The sequence below is a fragment of the Dellaglioa sp. CoH-57-MRSF-17 genome (assembly GCF_056782015.1).
This window is the reverse complement of record NZ_JBXAXY010000001.1, coordinates 122,076-143,988: the sequence shown is the minus strand read 5'-3', so window position 1 is coordinate 143,988 and position 21,913 is coordinate 122,076. Positions and strand designations below refer to the sequence as shown.

Below are 21,913 nucleotides of genomic sequence, written 5' to 3'. Positions count from 1 at the left end.
TCTTCTAGAATAACTTGAAGAATGCACCTACTAAGCCAACAACTACTGTGAGCCCAATCAACATCAATGGAGATTTACCTTTTTTCAACATCCAGTAACAGAAGAATGTATAAAGAAGCGGTAATAATGCCGGCATCACTTTATCAATAACACCTTTTTGTAAATCAATATCAATTTTCCCAGCATGAATCACAACACCAAATTTAAAGTTAACGTATGTTGCAACCAAGGCTCCAACAACAGTTAATCCAACTATCGACGCAGCACGTGATATTTTTTTTGTATTTTCCTTCATACTCGAAATAGCACGAGTACCAGTTCTATACCCATAATTCATTAACCAGAATAGTAACCCAAAATGCACTGCATTAAAGACAACAAGGAATAAGATCGGTCCAAGTGGATTTCCATTCATTGATAATGAAACCCCAACTCCGGCTGTAATAGGTAGCAACGTTAACCAGAACATCGCATCCCCAATACCACCTAAAGGTCCCATCATTGCTACTTTGATACCACGAATAGTTGATCTATTTTCTTTATTTTCTTCCATTGCTAAAATAACACCTTGAACAAATGTTACTAAAAATGGATGTGTATTAAAAAATTGTAAATGATCAAGCATTGCATATGAGAAATCTTCTTTATCTTTATGAATTTTTTTCAATCCAGGAATTAAACTATAAGTCCACCCACCACCTTGCATACGTTCATAATTAAATGAAGCCTGTAAAAGTAGTGAACGCCAAACCATTTTGTTTAAATCTTTTTTTGTAATTACCTTTTCAACAGTAGGATCGTTATAAGTATCTGGGATCACAACATCATTGCGATCAAATTTCTTTTTAGATGCCATCACTATAGTCCTCCTCTTCATTAACTGTTACGGTTGCTACTTTTTTTCCACCATTATCAGATTTTGCTCCACCAATAAAGAAATCATAAGCAGCGATTGAAATACCAATGATTGCGACTCCTAAGATTGGTAAGTTACCATATGCTGCAACAACAAATCCAATTGCGAAGAATGGTGCGTACGCTGTCTTCCACATAATTTTTAACAACATGGCAAATCCAACAGCTGGCATAATACCACCGGCCGTACTTAATCCTGTTAAGATCCATGCAGGAACGGCTTCAACCATTCCTTGCGCTTTACTTGCACCGAGGAAGATTGGTAAGAACGCCATAATGAAGTAGAAAACAAACAAGATTAGCGGACCCATGTAGTTCAATCGATCAATTTTCTTATCATTACCTTCCATCGCGTATTCATCCATTTTATGCATAACTGGTGAGTAAGCTGTAAATAGTAATGTAACTAAACCTTGTACGGCAACTGCAAATGGTACGGCAATACCAACTGCTAATGTTGGTGTTTGATGAGCAATAATTGCAAATGCGGTTCCCATAATTCCACCAATAACAACATTAGGTGGCTGTGCTCCAGCAAGTGGAACCATTCCAGCCCAAACTAATTCTAATGTACCACCAACAATTAAGCCGGTTTGAAAATCTCCTAATATTAGACCAACTACTGCACCAGTAACGATTGGTCTATGAATATGTGTTAAACCACTATACATATCGATACCGGCAATACCAGCCCATAGTCCAATTAATAACGCTTGTACTAACATATAAATTTCCTCCTTTTTATTATTATATTTACGTTTTTAATATTCTTTCAGTAAGCGCATCATATCTGATGCCTTTTCATTCGGAATACCTTGAACCTCTAGTTCAACACCCAAATCATGCATTTTATTGAATGCTTGAACATCGGTATCATCGACTGAGATAGTTGCCGATAATTGTTTCTTCCCTTCTGAAAAATGTAAATTACCAATATTTACTTTCTTAATTGGGACACCTCCTTCAATAATTTTAGCCATGTCTTCTGGCGTACGAACAACTAATAATATTTTTTGTTTATCCGAGGCTTTACCAATAATACGAATCGTTTTTTTAATATCGAAAAAGCGGATTCCAACAGTTTCAGGAATAACCATCTCCATTAAACTTTGCTGTACATCATCTTTAGAAACCTCATCATTCGCAACTACAACTAGATTAGCGTCAATCGTATTAACCCATGTCATACCAACCTGTCCATGAACAAGTCTGTTATCAATTCTTGCAAGTAAAATGTTTGGTGTTGTCATAATAAATTCCTCCTTGAAATTTTTATTTATAGGCATGTAAAGTTACACCTTTAACTACACGATTTACGGTACCGCTTGGTGAAGGTGTATCTGGTGTGTTTCCCACTTTTACTGAACTTAATAATGAAATAGTTTGCGCATACATAACATCAGCAAGAGCCAGATATCCTTCTGGTAAAAGGGCATCTCCTGATTCAAATGTGAAACGATCACCACTAAAGTTATTCTGTCCCTCAATATCAATCCCAATTACTTTAGCGGCAATTTTATCTCCACTCACTTCTTCTAAAATATCAATATCGTATTGACGTGTATATTCTTGATTGTTAACAAATACAAAAACTAATGTTTTCTCGTTGACGAACGATTTAGGTCCATGTCGGAACCCCATTGAAGAATCAAACATTGTTGTTAGCTTACCTGCCGTTAGTTCAAGAATTTTCAACTGTGCCTCTCTTGTTAATCCCGATAAACTTCCGGACCCAAGATAGACAACCCGATCAAATTCCATATCAATAACAGCTTTTATTTCAGCTTCACGTTTAATCACTTCATGACCCATTGCAATAATAGTCTCAACATATTTTTCTTTAATATCCTTACGTGTTGTATCAAAAATTAATAACGCTGAGAGTGACATACAACTGTATGATCCAGTCATTGCAAATCCCTTATCATTAGACAGCGCAGGCATCATCAATAACAAATTACGTTCGTCATCTTTTGTACCAACAGCAAGTTTCCCTTCCGGAGCACAAGTAATTGTAATTTGATATAAATTTTTAATTATTTTTCTTGAAATTTCAACAGCGGCAACACTTTCAGGACTATTACCACTCCTAGCAAACGAAACTAAAATAGTCGTAGCATCTGGTACTAAATAATCATATGGTGCAGATACGATATCGGTTGTTGGAATACTTTCAAACTGATAATTTGCACGATCCCCGTGGTTACTTAAGTATGGTGTTACAGTATCACCAACATAAGCGGATGTTCCTGCTCCTGTAAAAATGACCCGAATCAACCCGTTCGAGGTAGATTTAACTGATTTTAAAAATGTCTTTATTTCGTCTGACTTTTCACTAAAATTATTAAATGCCTCAGTCCAAAGTTCAGGTTGTTGTTTAATTTCACCTGTTGTAATATTTGCGCCCATTATTTCCAACTCTTTTTCATTCTTCTCAAACATATTAAGCTCTCCTTTAGATGCCATTATCATCTATTTCTACTCTTTTTTTTGTTTCAAATTGCATAATACCTTTTTTACCAGCATCCAGTGCTTTCTCCATAAACGCGCTCATGTTCAAATCCCGGTTAAATAACATATCTAATAACATCGGTATATTCGATCCTGTTAAAACGCTTACATTATTATGCAGTAATTTTATTTTAACTGCTTCATTAAATGGTGTTCCTCCAGGAATATCAGTAAAGAAAACTATTCCATCTAAGCCGTTTAATTTGTTAAGCGCTTTCATATAGTCGCCGCTTAAATCTTCCGCGGTCATTCCTTGTATAAAATCACAAAGAATAAAATTTTCTTGTTGTCCGGCAATAAGTTCAATATTTGATCCCATTCCAGTTGCAAAGTTCCCATGTCCAGCTACTACCATACCAATCATATAATTATCCTCCCTTATTTATTGTGTCGAATATGATAAGTAAATTTATCACCCCTCGCAATACTCAACGTAAATTCAATTACTTCATTTTTTGTGTTATACGTCGTTCGCTCTAATTTAAGAACAGGTGCACCTTCATAAAAATTTAATAAAGTTGCATCATTGCCTGCCATAACACCTGCTGTTAAAGATTCATCAGCCGTTTTTACAATCTGGTTATAATCATCTAAAAAAATGACATACATCGCTTGCTTATTTAATGTCTCCACAGTTAAAGAGGGAAATTTAGCATACGGTAAGTAAGTTCTCTCTAACATCATTGGTTCATCTGATGCAAGTCTTAATCGTTTTAATTTAATTACCTTGGTACCAACTTCAACTTTTAAACCTTGAGCAATAAACTCATTAGCACTAATAACATCAAAGCTAATTATTTTACTACTCGGTTCTTTATCAAGGGAAACCATTTGTTCTGTAAAACTAAACGTTCCCCCTAAATCAGTCTTAATTTTAGCGATATTCGACACAAATGTTCCTTTACCATGTTGGCGATATACATAACCCATTAGTTCTAACTCATTTAGTGCTGTTCGGACAGTCGTACGACTCATATCGTAAGCAATAGATAAATCACGTTCAGACGGTAATTTATCATTCACCTTTAGATTCTTTTCAATTTCTTCTTTTAGCGTATCTACTAATTGATCATAGAGTGGACGCTCATAATTACCGTTTAACATTACTTTTCCCCCAAGTGGTTACTACCACATACATAATATATTATTTTTAAAACTCTTTGTCAATAGTTATTTTTATATTAACTATTATTAAATCATTTGTATTTTCAACATTGGTACCTACCATTAATCATGTTTTTTAATTCCCCCCTTCTAAAGTAATCATATTTCACTTTAAAGTTATAGATTATTAGCGACACACTACTTCGCTGTATAAAATTATCGTGACCGATATGACTTGCTTTCTAATTATATCAATTAAGCATAACTTTTATTTATTAGATTCTAAACTCATATAAATTCTTTCTACAATAAATACGTAAGGGTACTAAAAAGTTACTTTAGTCTAAATAATATACATCTAAAATAAAACGTTTACATTTTAGTAAAAGTTTAGTAAAATGTAGTTGTTAACTAAAAGAATGCGTTTTCACGTTTATTATTTTTATGTTTTGCTATTATGAATAACAATTTCTTTTACCAAAAATCTATTATATAGGAAGAGGTCATTAGAATGGATACAAATAAATTAACGATTGATGCCGAACGATTTGCAGCTGCAATTATTGCCGGAAATCCTAAGCAAACAAATGAAGATAACAAGATATATATTAAACGTCAATTGACGTTATACCTTGAATCAGTTTTGTTAGTTAATGATTTTAATTCTTTAGAAGAAAACCAATTAGGTTCTGCTAAAGAAAAACAACGTCAAGCAATTTTAGATAAGATTATCGAACACAGATATAACTAATTTTAACTACACTCGAAAGGAATTAAACTAATGAAAAATTCTAAAGATTTTAAACAATATGCTTCATATGCCTTTGGTGCATTTGGACATGATGCCTTTTATGCAACACTTAGCACTTATTTTATGATTTTTATTACAAGTCAATTATTCGTTACAAAGGATGCTGGTTTCAACGCTAAAATGATTGGTTACGTCACAACTATGATGGTTGTTATTCGAATTGTTGAGATCTTTTTTGATCCTTTAATTGGTGGCGTTATTGATAATACTCGTACTCGTTGGGGGAACTTTAAACCATGGTTACTAATCGGTTCAATTGTCAGTTCAATTGGATTAATCCTTATTTTCACTGATTTTGGTGGTTTAGCTACAAGCAATCCTTATCTTTACTTAATTCTTTTTGCCATTGTTTATATCATTCTAGATAGTTTCTATTCATTTAAAGATATTTCATTCTGGTCAATGTTACCAGCTCTAAGTGTCGAATCAGAAAAACGGACTAAATTTGGAACAATTGCTCGTTTTGGTTCAACATTAGGTGCTCAAGGTGTTATTATCGTTATCGTCCCAATCGTTGTCTTCTTTTCAAAAATGTTCTCAGGTACAACTGGTAATACACAAACAAAAGCAGGTTGGTTAGGTTTTGCTATTGTTATCGGTTTGGTTTCATTCTTAGGTGCTTTAGCAACTATTTTAGGAACTAAGATTGAAAAAAATGCAATTCGTGAAAATACTGAAAAAGTTCGTTTCCGTGATGTTTTCAAAGTTATCGGTAAAAATGATCAGTTAATGTGGTTATCATTATCATATTTCCTTTTCGCTTTTAGTTATGTTATTACAAATTCACTTTTGATTTACTACTTCAATTATGTTTTAGGTAGTGCAGCTGCATTTACTACTGTTGGTGTTCTAACAGCAGTCTTAGGAATTATTTCAGTTTCATTGTTCCCAACTTTAGTTGCATTGGTTCATCGTCGTGCTATCTACCTTGGCGGAATCGCTGTCATGCTATTGGGTTACATTCTCTTCCTATTTGCTGGTACTAACCTTGTTGTTGTCTTAATTGCTGTTGGCTTATTCTTCTTCCCATATCCACTTGTTTTCTTAGCAGCATTGATGACAATTACGGATAGTGTTGAATACGGTCAATTAAAGAGTGGAACACGTAATGAATCTGTTACTTTAGCAGTTCGTCCTTTGTTGGATAAATTAGCTGGTGCCTTCGCTAATGGTGTTGTTGGTTTTGCCGCAATCCAAGCTGGTATGACAGGTAGTGCTAAACCAAGCGATATTACAAACAGTGGTTTACTACAATTCAGAATGTACATGTTCTTCGTTCCAATGGCCTTAATAATTGTTGCTGCTCTTATCTTTATGTCAAAAATTAAATTGACTGAAGCTAAACATGCTGAAATCGTTACAGAATTAAAAAAGAAATTAGATTAATATAATTAAAAAAACAGCGATCAGATAAAATCTGGTCGCTGTTTTGCTGTCTAATCGTTAAGTCCTTTACCATCAAGAATTTTCGGAATATATTTAATAATTCTAGCCTCACGCGTTTCTGTTTTTTTAGCATCTGCAAAATAACGTGCATACGTTTTTTGACGTCCAAGCGTTAACGTTTCAAAAAATTCTTCCAATTCTGGCATTTCATTCATTTTTTTCTGGAATTCCACTGGCAACACTAATTCAGTTGGTTTACCCTTAGGAACCTTTAACCCAGCCTTTTCTGCATTAATTGCTTGTTGAATGTAATCACTTATCTCTACTTTTAAATCAGTAACATCTTTTAAGCTATGAAATCTAATTTGGCGACCAACCTCAGTATGTTCGCCCGTTGGAACTAAAATACCCTTACCATCATCAATCAGAGTTCCTTTTAAGAAAAGTAATGCCATATACTCTTTAAATCCTTGAATTAAGACAATATTTTTACCATTTAGTGTATAACAAGGTTTGCCCCATTTAAATTCTTCAGTCAGTCCCGTTTCGAGTGCAAGTTCTCTTAACTGTGTCATTTCTTCTTTCCATTGTGTTGCTTTTTCTAAGTGTAAATCAACTTTTGGATTCTTTTTAATTTCTGTCATTGTCTTAACCCCTTTATTTTATAATCTTTTTTCTGGATTTAATTGTAGCCCAATCAATGAACATAACAAGAAAAATGCAGCTAATAATATCGTTTTAGTTCCCATTATCGGTACCATAGCACCCATAGAAATTGCGCCAAAAAGAAATGCTAAGACGACACCCAACATCCGCCAACCTTTAGCCATTGCGATTATATTACCTTTAACAATTCCGTCATAAAAACTTTCAGCCATTGTCCTCAAATTACCCGTCATCATAAATGACGTAAAAGGTCCTCCGTTGATTTGTCTAAATTCTTGAAGTTGAGCTGCTGCAACCATTGAAATGATTCCTGTAGATAACTGTGCTGGCCAATTTCTTGGAATAAATGCAACAATAATTAAAAGGATCGTCTCAATACCGATAACAAATCGTTGTCGTTTATTAATTGAATCTTCTTCTTTAAATCGATGTTGCAGATTTCTAGTTATAATAATACCAATCATAAAAGCAAAAATTGGAATCAGATGATCGAATATGGCCCCCCATTTCATTTGGCCCATATCAATACCTAATATAATTAAATTTCCGGTTTGCATACCAGCGAAAACACCATCATGTACGATATAGGTATACGCATCAAATCCCCCGCCGGCAAATATTAATCCAGCGAACAGTACCCTATCCAATAGTGACATTGGTTTTTTCATCAAATCCTTCTTTCAGATTGTACTTAAAATATTCTTTCAAATTAAGTATACTAAATTATCAGAAGTTAACAAGAATATACGATTAATTTTTACTATTAAAGACGTTATCAAGCGATTTTTTCTGTTTTAAAGTTTATAATGAAATTAGTTTTTATAAGACAAGGGAGATTACTTTTATGCATTTAGCCATTATTGGTGCCGGACCACGAGGTCTGATTACACTTGAACGACTCATTGCTTGGCAACAAGCAGATCCTTCAAATTCACCACTTACTATTGATTTATATGATCCATATGGTGTTGGTGGGCGCGTATGGTCACCAACTCAACCACACGAATTAATCATGAATACCGCAGCTCAACAAATTAGTTTATTCTATGGAACAAGCGTCCAATCTATTGGTCCAGTTATCCCAGGACCAAACATTTTCGAATGGGCTCAATCTGATGCTCATGATTTTATCGAAATAAATAATTATTCAGCGGATTTTTTAACTGAAATTAAAGATTTACATCCAAACGATTATGCAACAAGAGCACTTTTTGGTGTTTATATCCAATGGTACTACGCTGAATTACTTAAACGTGCCTCTAACAATATCACAATTAATTTGAATAAAAGTACGGTTACACAAATTTCAAAAAAAGCTGATCAATTTGAAATCACAACCGCCTTACCTTCAGTTAGCATCGTTGACTATGTCGTAATGTCTTTAGGTAATCTTGAAAATGAATTATCTGTCGGACAAAAAAGATTTGATACATTCGCTACAGAAAACAAGTTAACTTATGTTTTACCAGGCTTTCCAAATGAAACAAAACTAGATCATATCACGCACGAAGATACTGTTATTTTACGTGGCTTAGGTCTTAGCTTCTTTGATTTAGTGACCCGTTTGACTGTAGGCCGTGGTGGTCTATTTAAGCGATTAGAGAACGGGCAACTACAATATCAAGCAAACGGTAACGAACCTCACATTGTGGCAGGTTCGCGTCGTGGATGGCCTTATCATGCCAAAGGGGATAATCAAAAATCACCCGGCGAAGAAACTCAAGCTCATTTTTTAACGGCGGCTAAAATGGCAGTTTTCATGGAAAATGGTACCGTTTCTTTCAATGAATTTTGGACCTTATTAAGTCATGACGTTGAATATCAATATTATTCATTACTTGTCGCACAGAATTATCCAAAAATCGATTTAACAAAATTCCAATTAGCTTTCTTAAAAGATCCTAAAGTAACCGTTGAGCGATCAATTATTCTTGAAGAAGATCGCTTTAATTGGGATCATCTAGGAAATCCAATGACTAAAAAACCTAATGAAGATTTCAAAGCCGTTATGTTAGACCATTTACAAAAAGATGCAGTAGATGCAAAATTAGGTACTAAGACCGGACCATTGACCAGTGCTCTTGAGGTTTTACGTGACTTACGTCTTCCGGTTAGACAATTAATTGATAACCGTCTCTTAACAGATGATGACTATTTAACTAACTTCTTAGGCTGGTTTAATTCATTAAATAACTTTTTAACAATCGGGCCTCCTACCATTAGAGTTGAACAATTACGGGCACTCGTTGAAGCTGATGTTGTTACACTATTAGAACCTGGAATGGTCGTCGATACTAAAGATCATCAATTTGAAACATATAGTGCAAACCAACCAGATCAACGCTACTTAGCAACAACTCTAATTGAAGCACGCGTTCCTGCTGTTCATGCGACAACAGCAACAAGTCCTTTAATAAAACAGTTACTCGATACAAAAATCGCCAATCCTTTAATTTTAAATCCAACTAAAGGTGATTCTGTTATAGATGGCGCAGTCAACGTTGACCCTGTCAGCAATTTATTACTAGATGAGCATAAGACACCGCAACCTGGTTTATACTTCTGGGGTGTTCCGACTGATGGTGTTCATTGGCTAACAGCTGCAAGTCCAAGACCTTTTGTAAATGATGTTAGTTTACGCACAGCTAATGATATTGTTAAAGCTATTTTTACAGAAGAGTCACATAAATAATAATTAAAAAAGTGAATCATACCCTATATTGAGAATAGAGTATGACTCACTTTTTTAATATCTTTTACCTATTAAATTGACGTTAATTAATCCTAAAATAATAATTTTCTACTTGAGGATAACATTATATTCTAAATCATGATAAAATCATTAACTAGATATCCATCAACATTTCTTTATTAATTATGCTACTTAAATCAAAGGAGAAAAATGATAAAATCAATTATGCACGATGAAATATTTCTCGCACAAAAAGCTGAGATTGCAACTAAAAATGATGGCTCAATCGTAACCGATTTATTAGATACATTAGAAGCAAATAAAGAGGTTTGTGTTGGAATGGCTGCCAATATGATTGGTGTGAATAAACGAATTATCGTTTGCCAATTTGGTAATCTAAATGTTCCCTTTATTAATCCTAAGATTACAAAAAAATCTGGACGTTACAACGTCAATGAAGGTTGCCTTTCGTTGACTGGCGAACGTCCAGCACAACGATATGATTCCATTACAGTTGATTATTTAGACAAATCATTTCAACCACAAACCCAAAAGTTTTCAGGTTGGATGGCACAAATCATTCAACACGAAGTCGATCATTGTGAAGGTATTATCATCTAAATGAAAAAATCTCGAGAAAATAAATTCTCGAGATTTTTTTATTATTTAAATTTAAGCTTGAGCAGTTGGATAAATCGTAAATTCATTAACATTAACTTCTTCTGGTTGATCAATGGCAAACTTAACCACGCGTGCAATTGCGACCGGATCAATTCCAACTTGTTCATAAAATGACGACATCCCTGAAAGGGTTTGTTCATCCGTAATAGTATTTAATAATTCTGTGTTAATTGCTGCTGGATATAAGGTTGATGTTCTTATATTTGTTTTTTCCATAGCACTTTCTGTCCTTAGAACTTCCATTAAATTACGGACAGCAAATTTTGTTGCGCCATAAACACCTGCATCTGGGAATGATTTAATGCCTGCAACAGATGATGTTGTAATAACATGTCCATGTTTTTGTTCAATAAATATAGGCAACACTGCAGCAATTCCGTTCAATACACCTTTGATATTGATATCAATCATATCATCCCATTCATCCGTTTTTAAAGCCGATAAGGGCGAGTTAGGCATGATTCCAGCATTATTGAATATAACATCTATCCCACCAAAAGTTTCTTGTGCTAAAGTAACTAAATTCTTAACGTCACTTGCCTTAGTGACATCAGTAACGGCATATGTTGCCTGACCACCATTCTTTTTAATTTCTTCAACAATCTTTGCTAACTTAGCTTCACGACGAGCACCTAAAACGACTTTAGCCCCACCTTCAGCTAACATTCTGGCCGTTGCTTCACCAATACCACTTGATGCTCCTGTAATAACAACAACTTTATTTTCTACTGACATATCATTATCCTCCAATTTAATTAGTATGTTTACATTACTCTTTAAAGTGCACTCTAAGTCAACAAAAAAAGACTCATTTTTATACAAAATAAAAGTGAGTCTCTAGTACCTATTTATTTAAACGGTAAGCAGCGTGATATAAAGGGCCTACGTATTCATTAAATGCAAAACCTGATTTAATTCCAGCAGTTACAAAATCTTTTGCTTTATAGACAGCTTCTTTAACTGACAATCCGTTTGCAAGGCCCGCAGTTATGGCCGCTGCAAATGTACATCCTGCTCCATGATTATAAGCAGGCGTTATCTTTTCAGTTTCTAAAACCTCAAATTGAGTTCCATCATAAAATAAATCAAGCGCCTTTTCACCCTTAAGAGCTTTACCGCCTTTAACAACGACATTTTTTGCACCTAACTCATGAATCTTAATAGCTGCTTGTTTCATGTCGTCAAGTGATTTCAAAGTTCCCATTCCAGATAAAACACCAGCTTCAAACAAATTAGGCGTTGTGACTGTCGCAATTGGGATCAATAAATCACGGATAGCATCAGCTGCTTCTGGATTTAATACTTCATCTTCACCTTTACAAACCATAACAGGATCAATCACAACATTCTTAATCTCTTTTTCTAAAATGCTTTCACGAGCTACTTCTGTAATTGCAACACTACCAAGCATCCCTGTTTTCATTGCAGCAATATCTCCGCCGGCACCTGTCGTTTTCAACTGTGCTTTTACTAATTCAGCATCCATAACAGTTACGTTATGTGCCCATCCAGCATCTGGATTCATGGTAACAATTGAAGTTAGCGCAACCATACCATAAGTTCCAAACTCTTCAAATGTTTTCAAATCTGCTTCCATACCAGCGCCACCACTTGCGTCGCTACCAGCAATTGTTAAAACCTTAGGAATTATTTTCGTCATTACTAATCTCCCTTTTATTGGATGATTTATTTTTAAATTAATATTATTTTATCATACGCCTTGTTATAAACAGCGATACTATTAGGAGTCTTACGCTTCAGAAATATATCGGTATCATTAAAGAGCCACTCAAAATTTTAAATGACAGCTTTCACTTCTTATAAACCTAATGACATAAAAAAAGTTTTTTTATTTATCTAATTTTTGATCGACACTTTTTGTTTCTCTTAATAAAAAGACTGCTGCTAGAATTCCAATAATCATAATGACCAATGATGTTAAAACAACTTGAATCATGCCTTTATCAAAAGCTGTTAAAACAATCTTTTGAACTTTATCAGCATAAGGAGTCGCTATTATTTTTTGACTCCACGCAACCATATGTCCAGAAAATGCTCCTGCATTTACTAAGGCTTGCTGAATACCCGTTGCAGCTACACTAGGAATATGACTATCACTAAAACCAGTGCTCAAACTTGATTCATATGCTTTAGTTTGTGCTAAACCAAGAATTACAACGCCTACTGTTATTCCAATTTGACGAAAAACATTCAATAAACCAGATGCCATGCCAATTTCTTTTGGATTAATATTATCCATAGCAGCAGTATTAATCATCGGATTAATAATAGCGTTACCCAATCCAGTTAATACAAGAAGCGGAAGTAATTGCATGTAGGTAAAGTCCGTTGTTGTTACCTGGCTAAACGTAAATAAACCAAGTGAGGCAACGATAAATCCAAGTGAAATCATCCACTTTTTACCAAACTTGTATCCTAGAACTCCTGTAAAAGGACCTAAGACAAGCGACCATAAACTCATAGGTAGTTGATGTAATCCCGTGGAAAAGGCTGAATATCCCATATAATTTTGCATTAAACTTGTTTGATAAGCGGCTAACGCAAAGATACCAGCACCAAGTGCAAATGCAAGAATTACAACACCAACAAAATGACGATTTGTTAATAATGTTAAATTCATCATTGGCGATTTAACTTTTAACTCTACAAAAACAAAGGCAGTTAAGATTAAAATTGATGCAATTAACCATCCCATAACATGCATATCAGTCCAAGCCCAATGCATATGTTGTTCTTTTTGAATTAAGCCATAAATACCAGCAAATAATCCAACTGCTGAAAGAATCATTCCTATAAAATCAATCGATTCCCCAGCGCCATATGCAGGTGTTTCTTTAACATTTCTAATAACCAAATAAATCGCAATGATACCGACCGGTAGATTAACAAAGAAAATTGAAGGCCAACCAAAGTTCTCAACTAAAAATCCACCAACTAAAGGTCCGATTGCTGTTGAGAATCCAATAACTGATCCTAAAATACCAAGTGCTGTCCCACGTTCTCGGCCTTCAAAGTTAGACGCAACTAACGCCATTGATAAACTCATCATTCCTGAACCACCAATTGCTTGAACTGCTCGACCAAAATCAAGAACTAATAAGTTTGGTGCAAGCCCATTTACAACAGATGCAATCGTAAACAAAATTGTACTAGCGATGAAGACTTTTTTTCGTCCAAACATATCACCTAATTTTGAAACAATTAATAAACTGACTGCATACATTAACGTATATGCATTTAATATCCATTGTAAATCACTAAATGTTGTTTTAAAATCAACTGCCATACTTGGTAAAGCAACATTTACAACAGTAACATCTAAAAGGCCCATAAAAACACCTAAACTCATAGCGAACAATGCTACCCAACGATTTGTTGCTTTTTTCATTTTTTATTCTCCTTTTGTATATCTTTAATTTGCTCCACTACACCAATATAATTCATACCACATATTTTAAAGCAATAAGTTTCATTCCATTTAGAATCATGGACGACCATTTTTCCAATACCAATCGTAACTTATATCCTGACATATTACGACTCATTAGTACTGTTAAAATTAATAATCTATACATATCACTTTAGCGTCTTTCTTCGAAGTCCTTTTAGAAATCACTATTAGACTCATATAAGTATAGTTTTTTTAGCCCTATTTGCAAGTTTTTTGTAAAGCTAATATTTTGCCAATATACCTTAATCATGATAAGTTTTACTTATAATAAGTAAATAAAAAGGAGATTTTATAATGGCAAAATTAACAGAAGATATGAAAAAAATGATTCCTGAACAACTTAATTTTCTTTCAACCGTAGATGAAAATGGGTTCCCACAAGTTGGTCCTAAAGGATCAATGCGTGTTTTTGATGATACGCATTTGATTTATAATGAAGAAACAGCTAAACATGCATTACACAATCTTCAAAATAATGGCCGTGCAGCTGTTGCTGTTATAGATCGTCCTAATCTAAAAGGCTTCCGGTTTGAAGGCACAGCACATTTAATTGATTCCGGTAAAATTTTTGACGATGCTGTTAAATTTGGTGAAGAACGCCATTTACCAAAAATGTACTATGCTGTCATCATTGATGTTGAACGTATTTACAAATTAGATGCTGGCCCAACTGCTGGTGATTTAATTGCTGATTAAATATTAAGACAAAAGGACTAAATCCCGTAAATGGGATTTAGTCCTTTTGTCTTATTTTTGAGCTAATTGTTCTAAAATAGCTAATCCAACACCATCTTCATCATTCTTTTTTGCATGATGATTAGAAATATCTTTATTAATTTGATGACCATTCTCCATTGCATAACTGATACCTGCAGCTTTTAACATCGATATATCATTCAAATTATCGCCAATTGCCATCACTTCTGACATAGGAATACCCATACTATCAGCAAATTTTTTCAACGCAATCCCTTTTTGTGCATTAACATGATTAACTTCAAGATTATTATCCCCTGAAGAAGTCACAATGAGTGTTTCATTTTCTTCAATTTTATTTTTTAAAACAGATAAGTCATCTGATTCATCCGTTTTTCGAATAAGAAATTTAAACAAATCTATTTCAGAATCATCAATAATTTCACTGTAATCGTCTATATAATGAATAGGATTTAAGTTTAATTTGATAACCGCTTCATCATATTTAAGAGGATCATCTGAATAAACACCTTTTGACGTCATAACTTTGAAAAAGGCATGTTCATTCTTCAAAAATTTAATGAGTTTTTGTGCCTCTTTTTTTGATATTGGAAAACTATTAATTTGTTTGCCTTCCTCAGTTACCGTAGCGCCCCCATTATAATTAATCATCGGTGCACTAATACCTGCTGCGTCAATTAAGGGTTTTACCTCATCATAACTTCGTCCAGTGGCAACAACAAAAGTCACTCCCATTTCTTGAGCCTTCTTAATAGCCGCTGCGTTACCCTTCGAAATACTATTTTCATTATTTAATAACGTGCCGTCCATATCTGATGCGATAATTTTAATCATACTTACTAGACACTCCTCTGATTTCAGTTTAGTAGCAACTTAAGCATAGCATGCCACCTAAATAGTGTAAACGTTAACATCTAGACAAAATTAAAAAAGACTACTAATCTATAGTAATCTTTTCTAATTTATGTTTCCTAACCTAACTAATTTAATTATCGATTGTTATGCTAATTCCCGTTAATCTATTTGAGAATATTGATAATTTACTTGCATAACTTGGATGATCATTATTAGCTTGAACAACTTGTTTAAGTGTACCAAAGTCATCCGTAATAATACCATCAACGTTCATAAATAACATCTTTTGCATAATCGTTTCATCATTTACAGTCCAAGCATAGACATCCTGGTTCTTATCATGTGCCTTGCTCACAAATGAGTCATCTAGAGTTGTAGCTTCCATAGTGTACGCATTTGCTGGTGTTTCTGGAAATGATATATTATATGGAATAATAAAACTGATATAAAGCTTTGGTGCTTGTTTTTTTACTTGTGAAACAACATCATAACTTAAAGAATGAATTCGATCCTTATCAGCTAATAGTCTTTTTTGATATTTTTTAACAAAGTTTTTAGTCATATTGGGACTATCTTGCGGAGATACTTTGATTTCAACTAATAATTTTTGATGATTCTTCTCTGCTGCCTTTAAATATTCATCGAAACTTGGAATTTTAGCTGAATAACCATTTTCACGAACAGTTAATGCTGTTAACTCGGATAATGTTAAATCATGTACTGTCCGATTAACATTCGCTAAATTTTCCAAATTTGGATCATGCATAACAACAAATTTATGGTCTTTTGTTTCTTGAATATCCATTTCGATGTAATCAGGTTTCTCTTTAGCTGTTTTTTCTAAGGCAGGAATGGTATTTTGTACACCATTTCCATCATCAACTCCACGGTGAGAAATAAGAACTGGATAGTCATTTAGCATCCCCTTTAAGTAAACATAATTATAAATAGAAGCTGTCCCTGCAACTAGTATCAGGAGAACAACGACACTAACTTTCTGTAATTTAATAAAGCGTTTCTCTTTATAGAATGTTTCTTGAACGGGTTTCAAATGCGGTTGTTGTTCTTCAAAAACATCTAGCGCAATACCTAACAACATAGTCACACTTAAAGCTAATACGATTTGTCCTAAAATTTCCAAAATAAACAGATTAAACATCACAATCATAAATGCTTGATTTTGAAAATGATTATCTACATAGTTCTGAATTAGGAACAAACTAATTTGAACAATTCCTGATATAAAAGCTATAGAAGCCGTAATTACTAATCCTTTTGTGACGGTTATCCAAAATTTGCCACGTCCAGCTTCCCAACTTTGTTTAATTAAATGACCGATTCTTTTTTCTGAACTAAACAACATAGTTGGAATAAAACTAATTAATCGGATAGAGAAGAAAAATGCTACACCATAGACTAAAAGTATTGGGCCCCAGATAGCTGGACTTGTCCACATATCTTGAAGAATAAAATCTGGAATAGTCACCTTATTTAATAAAGTAGATGTAAATAAGACTTGTCCAAATGGTAAAATTAAAACGAAGTAAAAAATAACGAGCAACGCTGTTAAAGGACGTAACTCTAAAACGTCATGAATTGATTGTTTTAATAATGACTTAAATTCAATTTTTAAATCATAACGAATAGCTTGAATACCCCTGATCATGAAAGACATTTGAATATAAACAATACTTAATATAACTAATATAACAAGGATAAACTCAATTAATAATATAGGTTTATCCTCAATAACCGAAATAATGTTAGTATAGGTTAAATATTCGACTTGGTTACTACTAAGTATCTGGCTTACCACCCAAGTTAAGATTGGTTGTACCACTGCAGATAAAATATAATTAGTAACAACTACTAAAATAAAATACAATTTCCAGTGTTGAAAAAATTCCTTATAACTTTGATTTAAAAAATGAAATGTTCTACGCATATTTTCCCCCAATTAAATATTTAATATGTACTTTATACTATCATAGCCTTACCTTTTTTTACATTTATTGACTTTATCCGCGTAAAAATTGAATCTTACTACCTTAGCGTGGTAAATTAGATAGTATCGTTTCTCATAAAAGGAGTTCATCATGTTAAAACATAAAAAAGGTTGGTTTATCTTATTATTCTTAGTCCTAATCGTCTCTATTGGTTCATTATTCTTTTTCATTCAAAATTCTCACTCCGTTTCCAATACTAATCACCAAAAAAATAGCTCTAAAAAGGTAAGTTCATCTTTACCCAAGAAAACTATTAAGAAAAATAAGCTCATTTCAAATACTAAAATAGACAGTTCGCATTGGAAATCATTTAAGGGCCAGACCGAATTTCCAATTTTAATGTATCATAGTATTTCTGTTGGAAATTCACTTCGTATTCCTGAAGCACAATTTGCCCATCAAATGCAGTGGCTTAAAAAAAATGGTTACTACACGTTATCACCTGCTGAAGCTATCGAAGTTTTTAAAACACATAAAAAACCTGCTAATAAAATTGTTTGGATTACTTTTGATGATGGTTACAAGGATAACTATGAAAAAGCTTATCCTGCTCTCAAAAAATATCATCAAAAAGCAACCATCAACTATATTACAAGCCACTTTGGCCACATAAACAAACTAACTATGCCACAAATGAACGAGATGCGAAAATCAGGTTTAGTAAGTATTCAAAGTCATACTGTCCATCATGAGGAACTTAATCAGATGACCGATGCACAACAAACTTTTGAATTTAAGAATTCGAAAAAATGGCTAAACAATAAATTTCATCAAGAGACATCAATTATTTGTTATCCAGTTGGTCGCTTCAATAACCAGACCGCTAAACTTGCTAAAGATGCAGGCTACAAACTTGGTCTAACGACATTACCAGGACTCGCTAATGAAAGCCAAGGACTATTCACCTTGCATCGTGTCCGTATCTCACCCGATTTATCAGATATTTCTTACAAGTATCTTTTAGAACACGGCATGTAAACAACACAAAAAAAAGGAATAAATCGCTGTTTGATTACAGTGATTTATTCCTTTTTTTTGTTAAACATTTTAATACACCGAAAGAATTATTTAATTAAGCTTAGTTCTAACCCTAATGCTTCTGCGACACGTGTTCCGTATTCCTTATCAGCTTGATAAAACTGTTTAGTTTCACGAATCTTTATCTCAATATCTTTAACTTGTCCCAGATTTAATTTAATATTTTCAATTAAACGTGCTTTTTCATCAGTAGGTAACAATCGATATAATTTACCGGCAGCAGTATAATAATCCTCATTTACTGAATAGTTGCCTACTTTTCCATCCAATGTATCACCATGAACTTCTGCATGGCGATTTTCTTCAGGTCCACCTAAACTGTTGGGCTCATAGTTAACATCACCGTTCTGATTTTGCGCCATTAAACCATCTCGTTCATAATTATGAACCTCATTTTTAGGACGGTTAGTTGCCAATTGTTCATAGTTAGCACCTAATCTATATCTTGCAGCATCTTTATAACCAAATAAGCGTCCTTGGAGTAATTTATCTGGTGAGGCTTCAATTCCTGGAACGAAGTTAGCTGGTGAAAATGCTAATTCTTCAATATCTTCAAAATTATTTTTTGGATTTTCATCTAAAACCATTTGGCCAATTTCAATTAATGGATAGTCCTTTTGCGAAATAACTTTCGTAACATCAAAGATATCTTGCGGATAGGCTAATCCTGCTTTGTAAGGCACAATTTGTACGGCTACTGTCCAACTGGGGTAATCTTGATCCTCAATCGCATTATACAAATCATTTTGTAAGTAATCAGAATCTTTTCCTCTTAATTCTTCAGCAACCTCATTACTTAAATTATGAACACCTTGGTTTGTTTTGAAATGATATTTAACCCAAAATTGTTCACCTTGCTTGTTTACCCATTTAAAAGTATGACTTCCATAACCGTGCATCATTCGGTAACTAGCAGGGATCCCACGATCACTCATAAGCATTGTTACTTGGTGAACTGTTTCAGGTGATAACGACCAGAAATCCCACTGCATATCCTGACTTCTAGCATGCGTTTTTGGGTCACGCTTTTGGGAATGTATAAAATCTGGGAATTTCAAAGCATCATTAATAAAGAAAACGGGCGTATTATTACCCACAATATCGTAGTTACCTTCATCTGTATAAAATCTTACTGCAAATCCTCGTACATCTCGATAAGTATCCGGATAACCTGCCTCACCAGCTACTTGTGAAAAACGGGTTATGACTGGCGTTTTCTTGCCCAAACCATTGAAAAGACCTGCCATAGTATAATCACTCATATCTCTAGTTAATTCAAAATAGCCTTTAGCCCCTGCCCCTTTTGCATGGACCACTCTTTCTGGAATACGTTCTCGATTAAAATGTGCCAATTTTTCTAGTAATTGGTAATCTTGAACTAAAACCGGTCCACGAGCCCCAGCTGTTTGTGAATTTTGATTATTCGCCCATGTTTGACCTTCATTTGTTGTTAAATCCCCCATGATGATTCCTCCTATTATCTTATTTATAAGTCCAATCCTAGCACCTAAACTGATAATTACAATTATTTTGACTTTTATAACTTGAATCGGAAAGTAGGTTTTAAATATCATAGTGAGTTCTAGTTAATGTTTATTTTTTTATCATTTTATGACATTTTAAATCAAATAATAACAAAAAGCCTTGATAACATAGTATTGTTATCAAGGTTTTAAAATTAATTTTATCTAGTTTTTTAAGAAAACTGTTACAGAAGCCGCAATTACAATTAGTATAAGACCAATAATAATAACTAACCATTCTTTACCCGTTTTTTTAGTGCGCATAACGACAATTCCTGAAATCGTTGCTCCAACAATTGAAACTTGTGAAAGGACGAATCCAGTTGCCAATCCAAGCATTGCAGGTTGAGCTGAAACTAAATAACCCAATGCTGCCATTGCAAAGAAGAAACCAGAAAAAATTTGTTTGTACGTAACACTTTGTGTAAAAATGTTATTTTTATTTTTCGTTAATTCATAAATTCCAAGAATTAATCCAAATGCTGCCATCCCGATAGCTTGTGCTAAAAACATATGCATACCATCAGTATTTTTAGTATATTGTGGAAGGATACCATATAATGAATAACCAACTTGGGCAATCAATAAGACACCAACTGCCTTTGTAAGTAGTTCTTTATTTCCAGCTGATTTCTTTTCTTGATAAGTTGTCATATAAGCTCCAACCAAGATAACAAATACAGCGATGAATCCATATAATTTTGATGAAACTGGACCCCAGTTACCAAGCATTACAACACCCCAAACTACATTTGCTGTAATTTGGAAAGCTGTTGAGATTGGCATTGCTTTAGCAGAACCTAAAGCATTTCCATCCTGATCTTTCATCCCAAAAGCCATAATAGTTAAAACATTTCCAAAGGCCCAAGCTGCCCCTGAGAAAAATGCTAACCAAAAATTAGAACCTTGTAACATGGGCATTCCCATGACTAATGAAAGGACGATTGCAACAATCAAAGTTCCCCATGTTGCTCCAAAAATACCTTGAACTGGTTTACCGCCAAAATATGATACTAAAGTTGGATATGCACTCCAACCAATAATTGCTAAAAGTGAGAAAAATAATCCTAACATATTCATTTTTATATCATCCTATCCTTATATTAATAACTATTTAATTGCTTCGCCTTCAAAATCAACATTTGATTCCAAAACGATATTTGAAAATGGTGTGATTTCACCTGTTCGTACTGTAGCAATATTATTATCATCACGACTCATCGATTTCAATTCATCATGTGAAATGAAAACAACTTCAACATCATCATCTAATAAAGCCTTGATAGCAGCATATTGTTCAGGATTAACCGTTTTAATTTCTTCAGCTAAAAAAGCTTTTTGAATTTTCATTTCAGAAAGTGTTGCAGCTAAAACATCAATAAATAATGGTAATCCACGTACGATTGAAAGATCAATTTTACGTCCATCATCCTTAATTGGTAGGCCTGAGTCACCAATTGTTAACCATTGTGTATGTCCAATTTCAGAAATAGCATTTGATAATTTTGTATTCAAAAGATTAGTTTTACGCATAAT

The 21,913-nt window shown here is 33.8% G+C and carries 22 protein-coding genes; 6 read left to right on the top strand and 16 right to left on the bottom strand.

The features are described 5' to 3' along the window. Nucleotides 1-4: 4 nt before the first annotated feature. The 6 genes from AC1RPJ_RS00700 to AC1RPJ_RS00675 are packed head-to-tail and all read right to left on the bottom strand — an operon-like array spanning nt 5 to nt 4,530. Nucleotides 5-856, bottom strand: a complete 852-nt coding sequence (locus AC1RPJ_RS00700) for a PTS system mannose/fructose/sorbose family transporter subunit IID (RefSeq protein WP_481761031.1) — start codon at nt 854-856, stop codon at nt 5-7. Beyond that, nucleotides 846-1,640 carry a PTS N-acetylgalactosamine transporter subunit IIC gene (gene agaW / locus AC1RPJ_RS00695; RefSeq protein WP_481761032.1) on the bottom strand — a complete coding sequence of 265 codons (795 nt, stop codon included), beginning with the start codon at nt 1,638-1,640 and terminating at the stop codon, nt 846-848. The genes AC1RPJ_RS00700 and agaW overlap by 11 nt, the downstream gene beginning before the upstream one ends. A 36-nt stretch (nt 1,641-1,676) precedes the next feature. Then, nucleotides 1,677-2,165 (bottom strand): PTS N-acetylgalactosamine transporter subunit IIB, encoded by a 489-nt coding sequence (gene agaV, locus AC1RPJ_RS00690; protein WP_481761033.1) that lies wholly within the window; start codon nt 2,163-2,165, stop codon nt 1,677-1,679. Between the two features lie 22 nt (nt 2,166-2,187). Further along, nucleotides 2,188-3,357: an AgaS family sugar isomerase gene (locus tag AC1RPJ_RS00685; protein ID WP_481761034.1), complete on the bottom strand. Its 1,170-nt coding sequence runs from the start codon at nt 3,355-3,357 to the stop codon at nt 2,188-2,190. A 13-nt stretch (nt 3,358-3,370) separates the two neighbouring features. Further along, nucleotides 3,371-3,790, bottom strand: a complete 420-nt coding sequence (gene agaF, locus AC1RPJ_RS00680; protein ID WP_481761035.1) for a PTS galactosamine/N-acetylgalactosamine transporter subunit IIA — start codon at nt 3,788-3,790, stop codon at nt 3,371-3,373. 14 nt (nt 3,791-3,804) lie between these two features. Further along, nucleotides 3,805-4,530: a GntR family transcriptional regulator gene (locus tag AC1RPJ_RS00675; protein WP_481761036.1), complete on the bottom strand. Its 726-nt coding sequence runs from the start codon at nt 4,528-4,530 to the stop codon at nt 3,805-3,807. Between the two features lie 511 nt (nt 4,531-5,041). On the opposite strand from AC1RPJ_RS00675, the gene AC1RPJ_RS00670 reads away from it, so the two are divergent. Beyond that, nucleotides 5,042-5,281 (top strand): hypothetical protein, encoded by a 240-nt coding sequence (locus AC1RPJ_RS00670; protein ID WP_409021786.1) that lies wholly within the window; start codon nt 5,042-5,044, stop codon nt 5,279-5,281. 30 nt (nt 5,282-5,311) lie between these two features. Further along, nucleotides 5,312-6,727 carry a glycoside-pentoside-hexuronide (GPH):cation symporter gene (locus AC1RPJ_RS00665; protein ID WP_481761037.1) on the top strand — a complete coding sequence of 472 codons (1,416 nt, stop codon included), beginning with the start codon at nt 5,312-5,314 and terminating at the stop codon, nt 6,725-6,727. A gap of 50 nt (nt 6,728-6,777) precedes the next feature. Here AC1RPJ_RS00665 and AC1RPJ_RS00660 read toward each other — a convergent pair whose 3' ends face one another. Both AC1RPJ_RS00660 and AC1RPJ_RS00655 read right to left on the bottom strand, forming a co-directional pair. Next, nucleotides 6,778-7,371, bottom strand: coding sequence for a YdeI/OmpD-associated family protein (locus AC1RPJ_RS00660; protein ID WP_481761038.1), 594 nt, complete (start codon nt 7,369-7,371; stop codon nt 6,778-6,780). Nucleotides 7,372-7,389: 18 nt separating this feature from the next. Next, entirely contained in the window at nt 7,390-8,061 is a 672-nt protein-coding gene (locus tag AC1RPJ_RS00655; RefSeq protein ID WP_481761039.1) for a YoaK family protein, read from the bottom strand. Between the two features lie 176 nt (nt 8,062-8,237). Between AC1RPJ_RS00655 and AC1RPJ_RS00650 the strand changes: the two genes are divergently transcribed. After that, complete coding sequence (locus AC1RPJ_RS00650; protein ID WP_481761040.1) at nt 8,238-10,085, top strand: FAD/NAD(P)-binding protein; 1,848 nt, start codon at nt 8,238-8,240, stop codon at nt 10,083-10,085. Nucleotides 10,086-10,295: 210 nt separating this feature from the next. Further along, the gene (locus AC1RPJ_RS00645; RefSeq protein WP_481761041.1) at nt 10,296-10,706 is read left to right on the top strand and encodes a peptide deformylase; all 411 of its coding nucleotides are present in this window, start codon (nt 10,296-10,298) and stop codon (nt 10,704-10,706) included. 51 nt (nt 10,707-10,757) lie between these two features. On the opposite strand, the gene AC1RPJ_RS00640 is transcribed toward AC1RPJ_RS00645, so the two are convergent. The 3 genes from AC1RPJ_RS00640 to AC1RPJ_RS00630 form a co-directional block, all read right to left on the bottom strand. Next, nucleotides 10,758-11,501, bottom strand: coding sequence for an SDR family oxidoreductase (locus AC1RPJ_RS00640; protein ID WP_481761042.1), 744 nt, complete (start codon nt 11,499-11,501; stop codon nt 10,758-10,760). A 109-nt stretch (nt 11,502-11,610) separates the two neighbouring features. Next, nucleotides 11,611-12,426: a bifunctional hydroxymethylpyrimidine kinase/phosphomethylpyrimidine kinase gene (gene thiD / locus AC1RPJ_RS00635; RefSeq protein WP_481761043.1), complete on the bottom strand. Its 816-nt coding sequence runs from the start codon at nt 12,424-12,426 to the stop codon at nt 11,611-11,613. Nucleotides 12,427-12,615: 189 nt separating this feature from the next. Further along, the gene (locus AC1RPJ_RS00630; RefSeq protein ID WP_481761044.1) at nt 12,616-14,175 is read right to left on the bottom strand and encodes an MFS transporter; all 1,560 of its coding nucleotides are present in this window, start codon (nt 14,173-14,175) and stop codon (nt 12,616-12,618) included. Nucleotides 14,176-14,532: 357 nt separating this feature from the next. On the opposite strand from AC1RPJ_RS00630, the gene AC1RPJ_RS00625 reads away from it, so the two are divergent. After that, the gene (locus AC1RPJ_RS00625) at nt 14,533-14,934 is read left to right on the top strand and encodes a pyridoxamine 5'-phosphate oxidase family protein (protein WP_481761045.1); all 402 of its coding nucleotides are present in this window, start codon (nt 14,533-14,535) and stop codon (nt 14,932-14,934) included. A 51-nt stretch (nt 14,935-14,985) separates the two neighbouring features. On the opposite strand, the gene AC1RPJ_RS00620 is transcribed toward AC1RPJ_RS00625, so the two are convergent. Next, entirely contained in the window at nt 14,986-15,789 is an 804-nt protein-coding gene (locus AC1RPJ_RS00620; RefSeq protein ID WP_481761046.1) for a Cof-type HAD-IIB family hydrolase, read from the bottom strand. Between the two features lie 151 nt (nt 15,790-15,940). Then, nucleotides 15,941-17,755 carry a glycerophosphoryl diester phosphodiesterase membrane domain-containing protein gene (locus AC1RPJ_RS00615; protein ID WP_481761047.1) on the bottom strand — a complete coding sequence of 605 codons (1,815 nt, stop codon included), beginning with the start codon at nt 17,753-17,755 and terminating at the stop codon, nt 15,941-15,943. 151 nt (nt 17,756-17,906) lie between these two features. Between AC1RPJ_RS00615 and AC1RPJ_RS00610 the strand changes: the two genes are divergently transcribed. Continuing rightward, entirely contained in the window at nt 17,907-18,794 is an 888-nt protein-coding gene (locus AC1RPJ_RS00610; protein WP_481761048.1) for a polysaccharide deacetylase family protein, read from the top strand. Nucleotides 18,795-18,880: 86 nt separating this feature from the next. Here the strand turns inward: AC1RPJ_RS00610 and AC1RPJ_RS00605 are convergent, their stop codons facing one another. From AC1RPJ_RS00605 to rbsD, 3 genes are all read right to left on the bottom strand, one after another. Then, a complete protein-coding gene (locus AC1RPJ_RS00605; RefSeq protein WP_481761145.1) occupies nt 18,881-20,320 on the bottom strand; it encodes a catalase in 1,440 nt (479 codons plus the stop codon). Nucleotides 20,321-20,542: 222 nt separating this feature from the next. After that, entirely contained in the window at nt 20,543-21,457 is a 915-nt protein-coding gene (locus tag AC1RPJ_RS00600) for a GRP family sugar transporter (RefSeq protein WP_481761049.1), read from the bottom strand. A gap of 30 nt (nt 21,458-21,487) precedes the next feature. Continuing rightward, on the bottom strand, nt 21,488-21,910 hold the full coding sequence (gene rbsD / locus AC1RPJ_RS00595; RefSeq protein WP_409021800.1) for a D-ribose pyranase: 423 nt from the start codon (nt 21,908-21,910) through the stop codon (nt 21,488-21,490). Between the last annotated feature and the right edge of the window lie 3 nt (nt 21,911-21,913).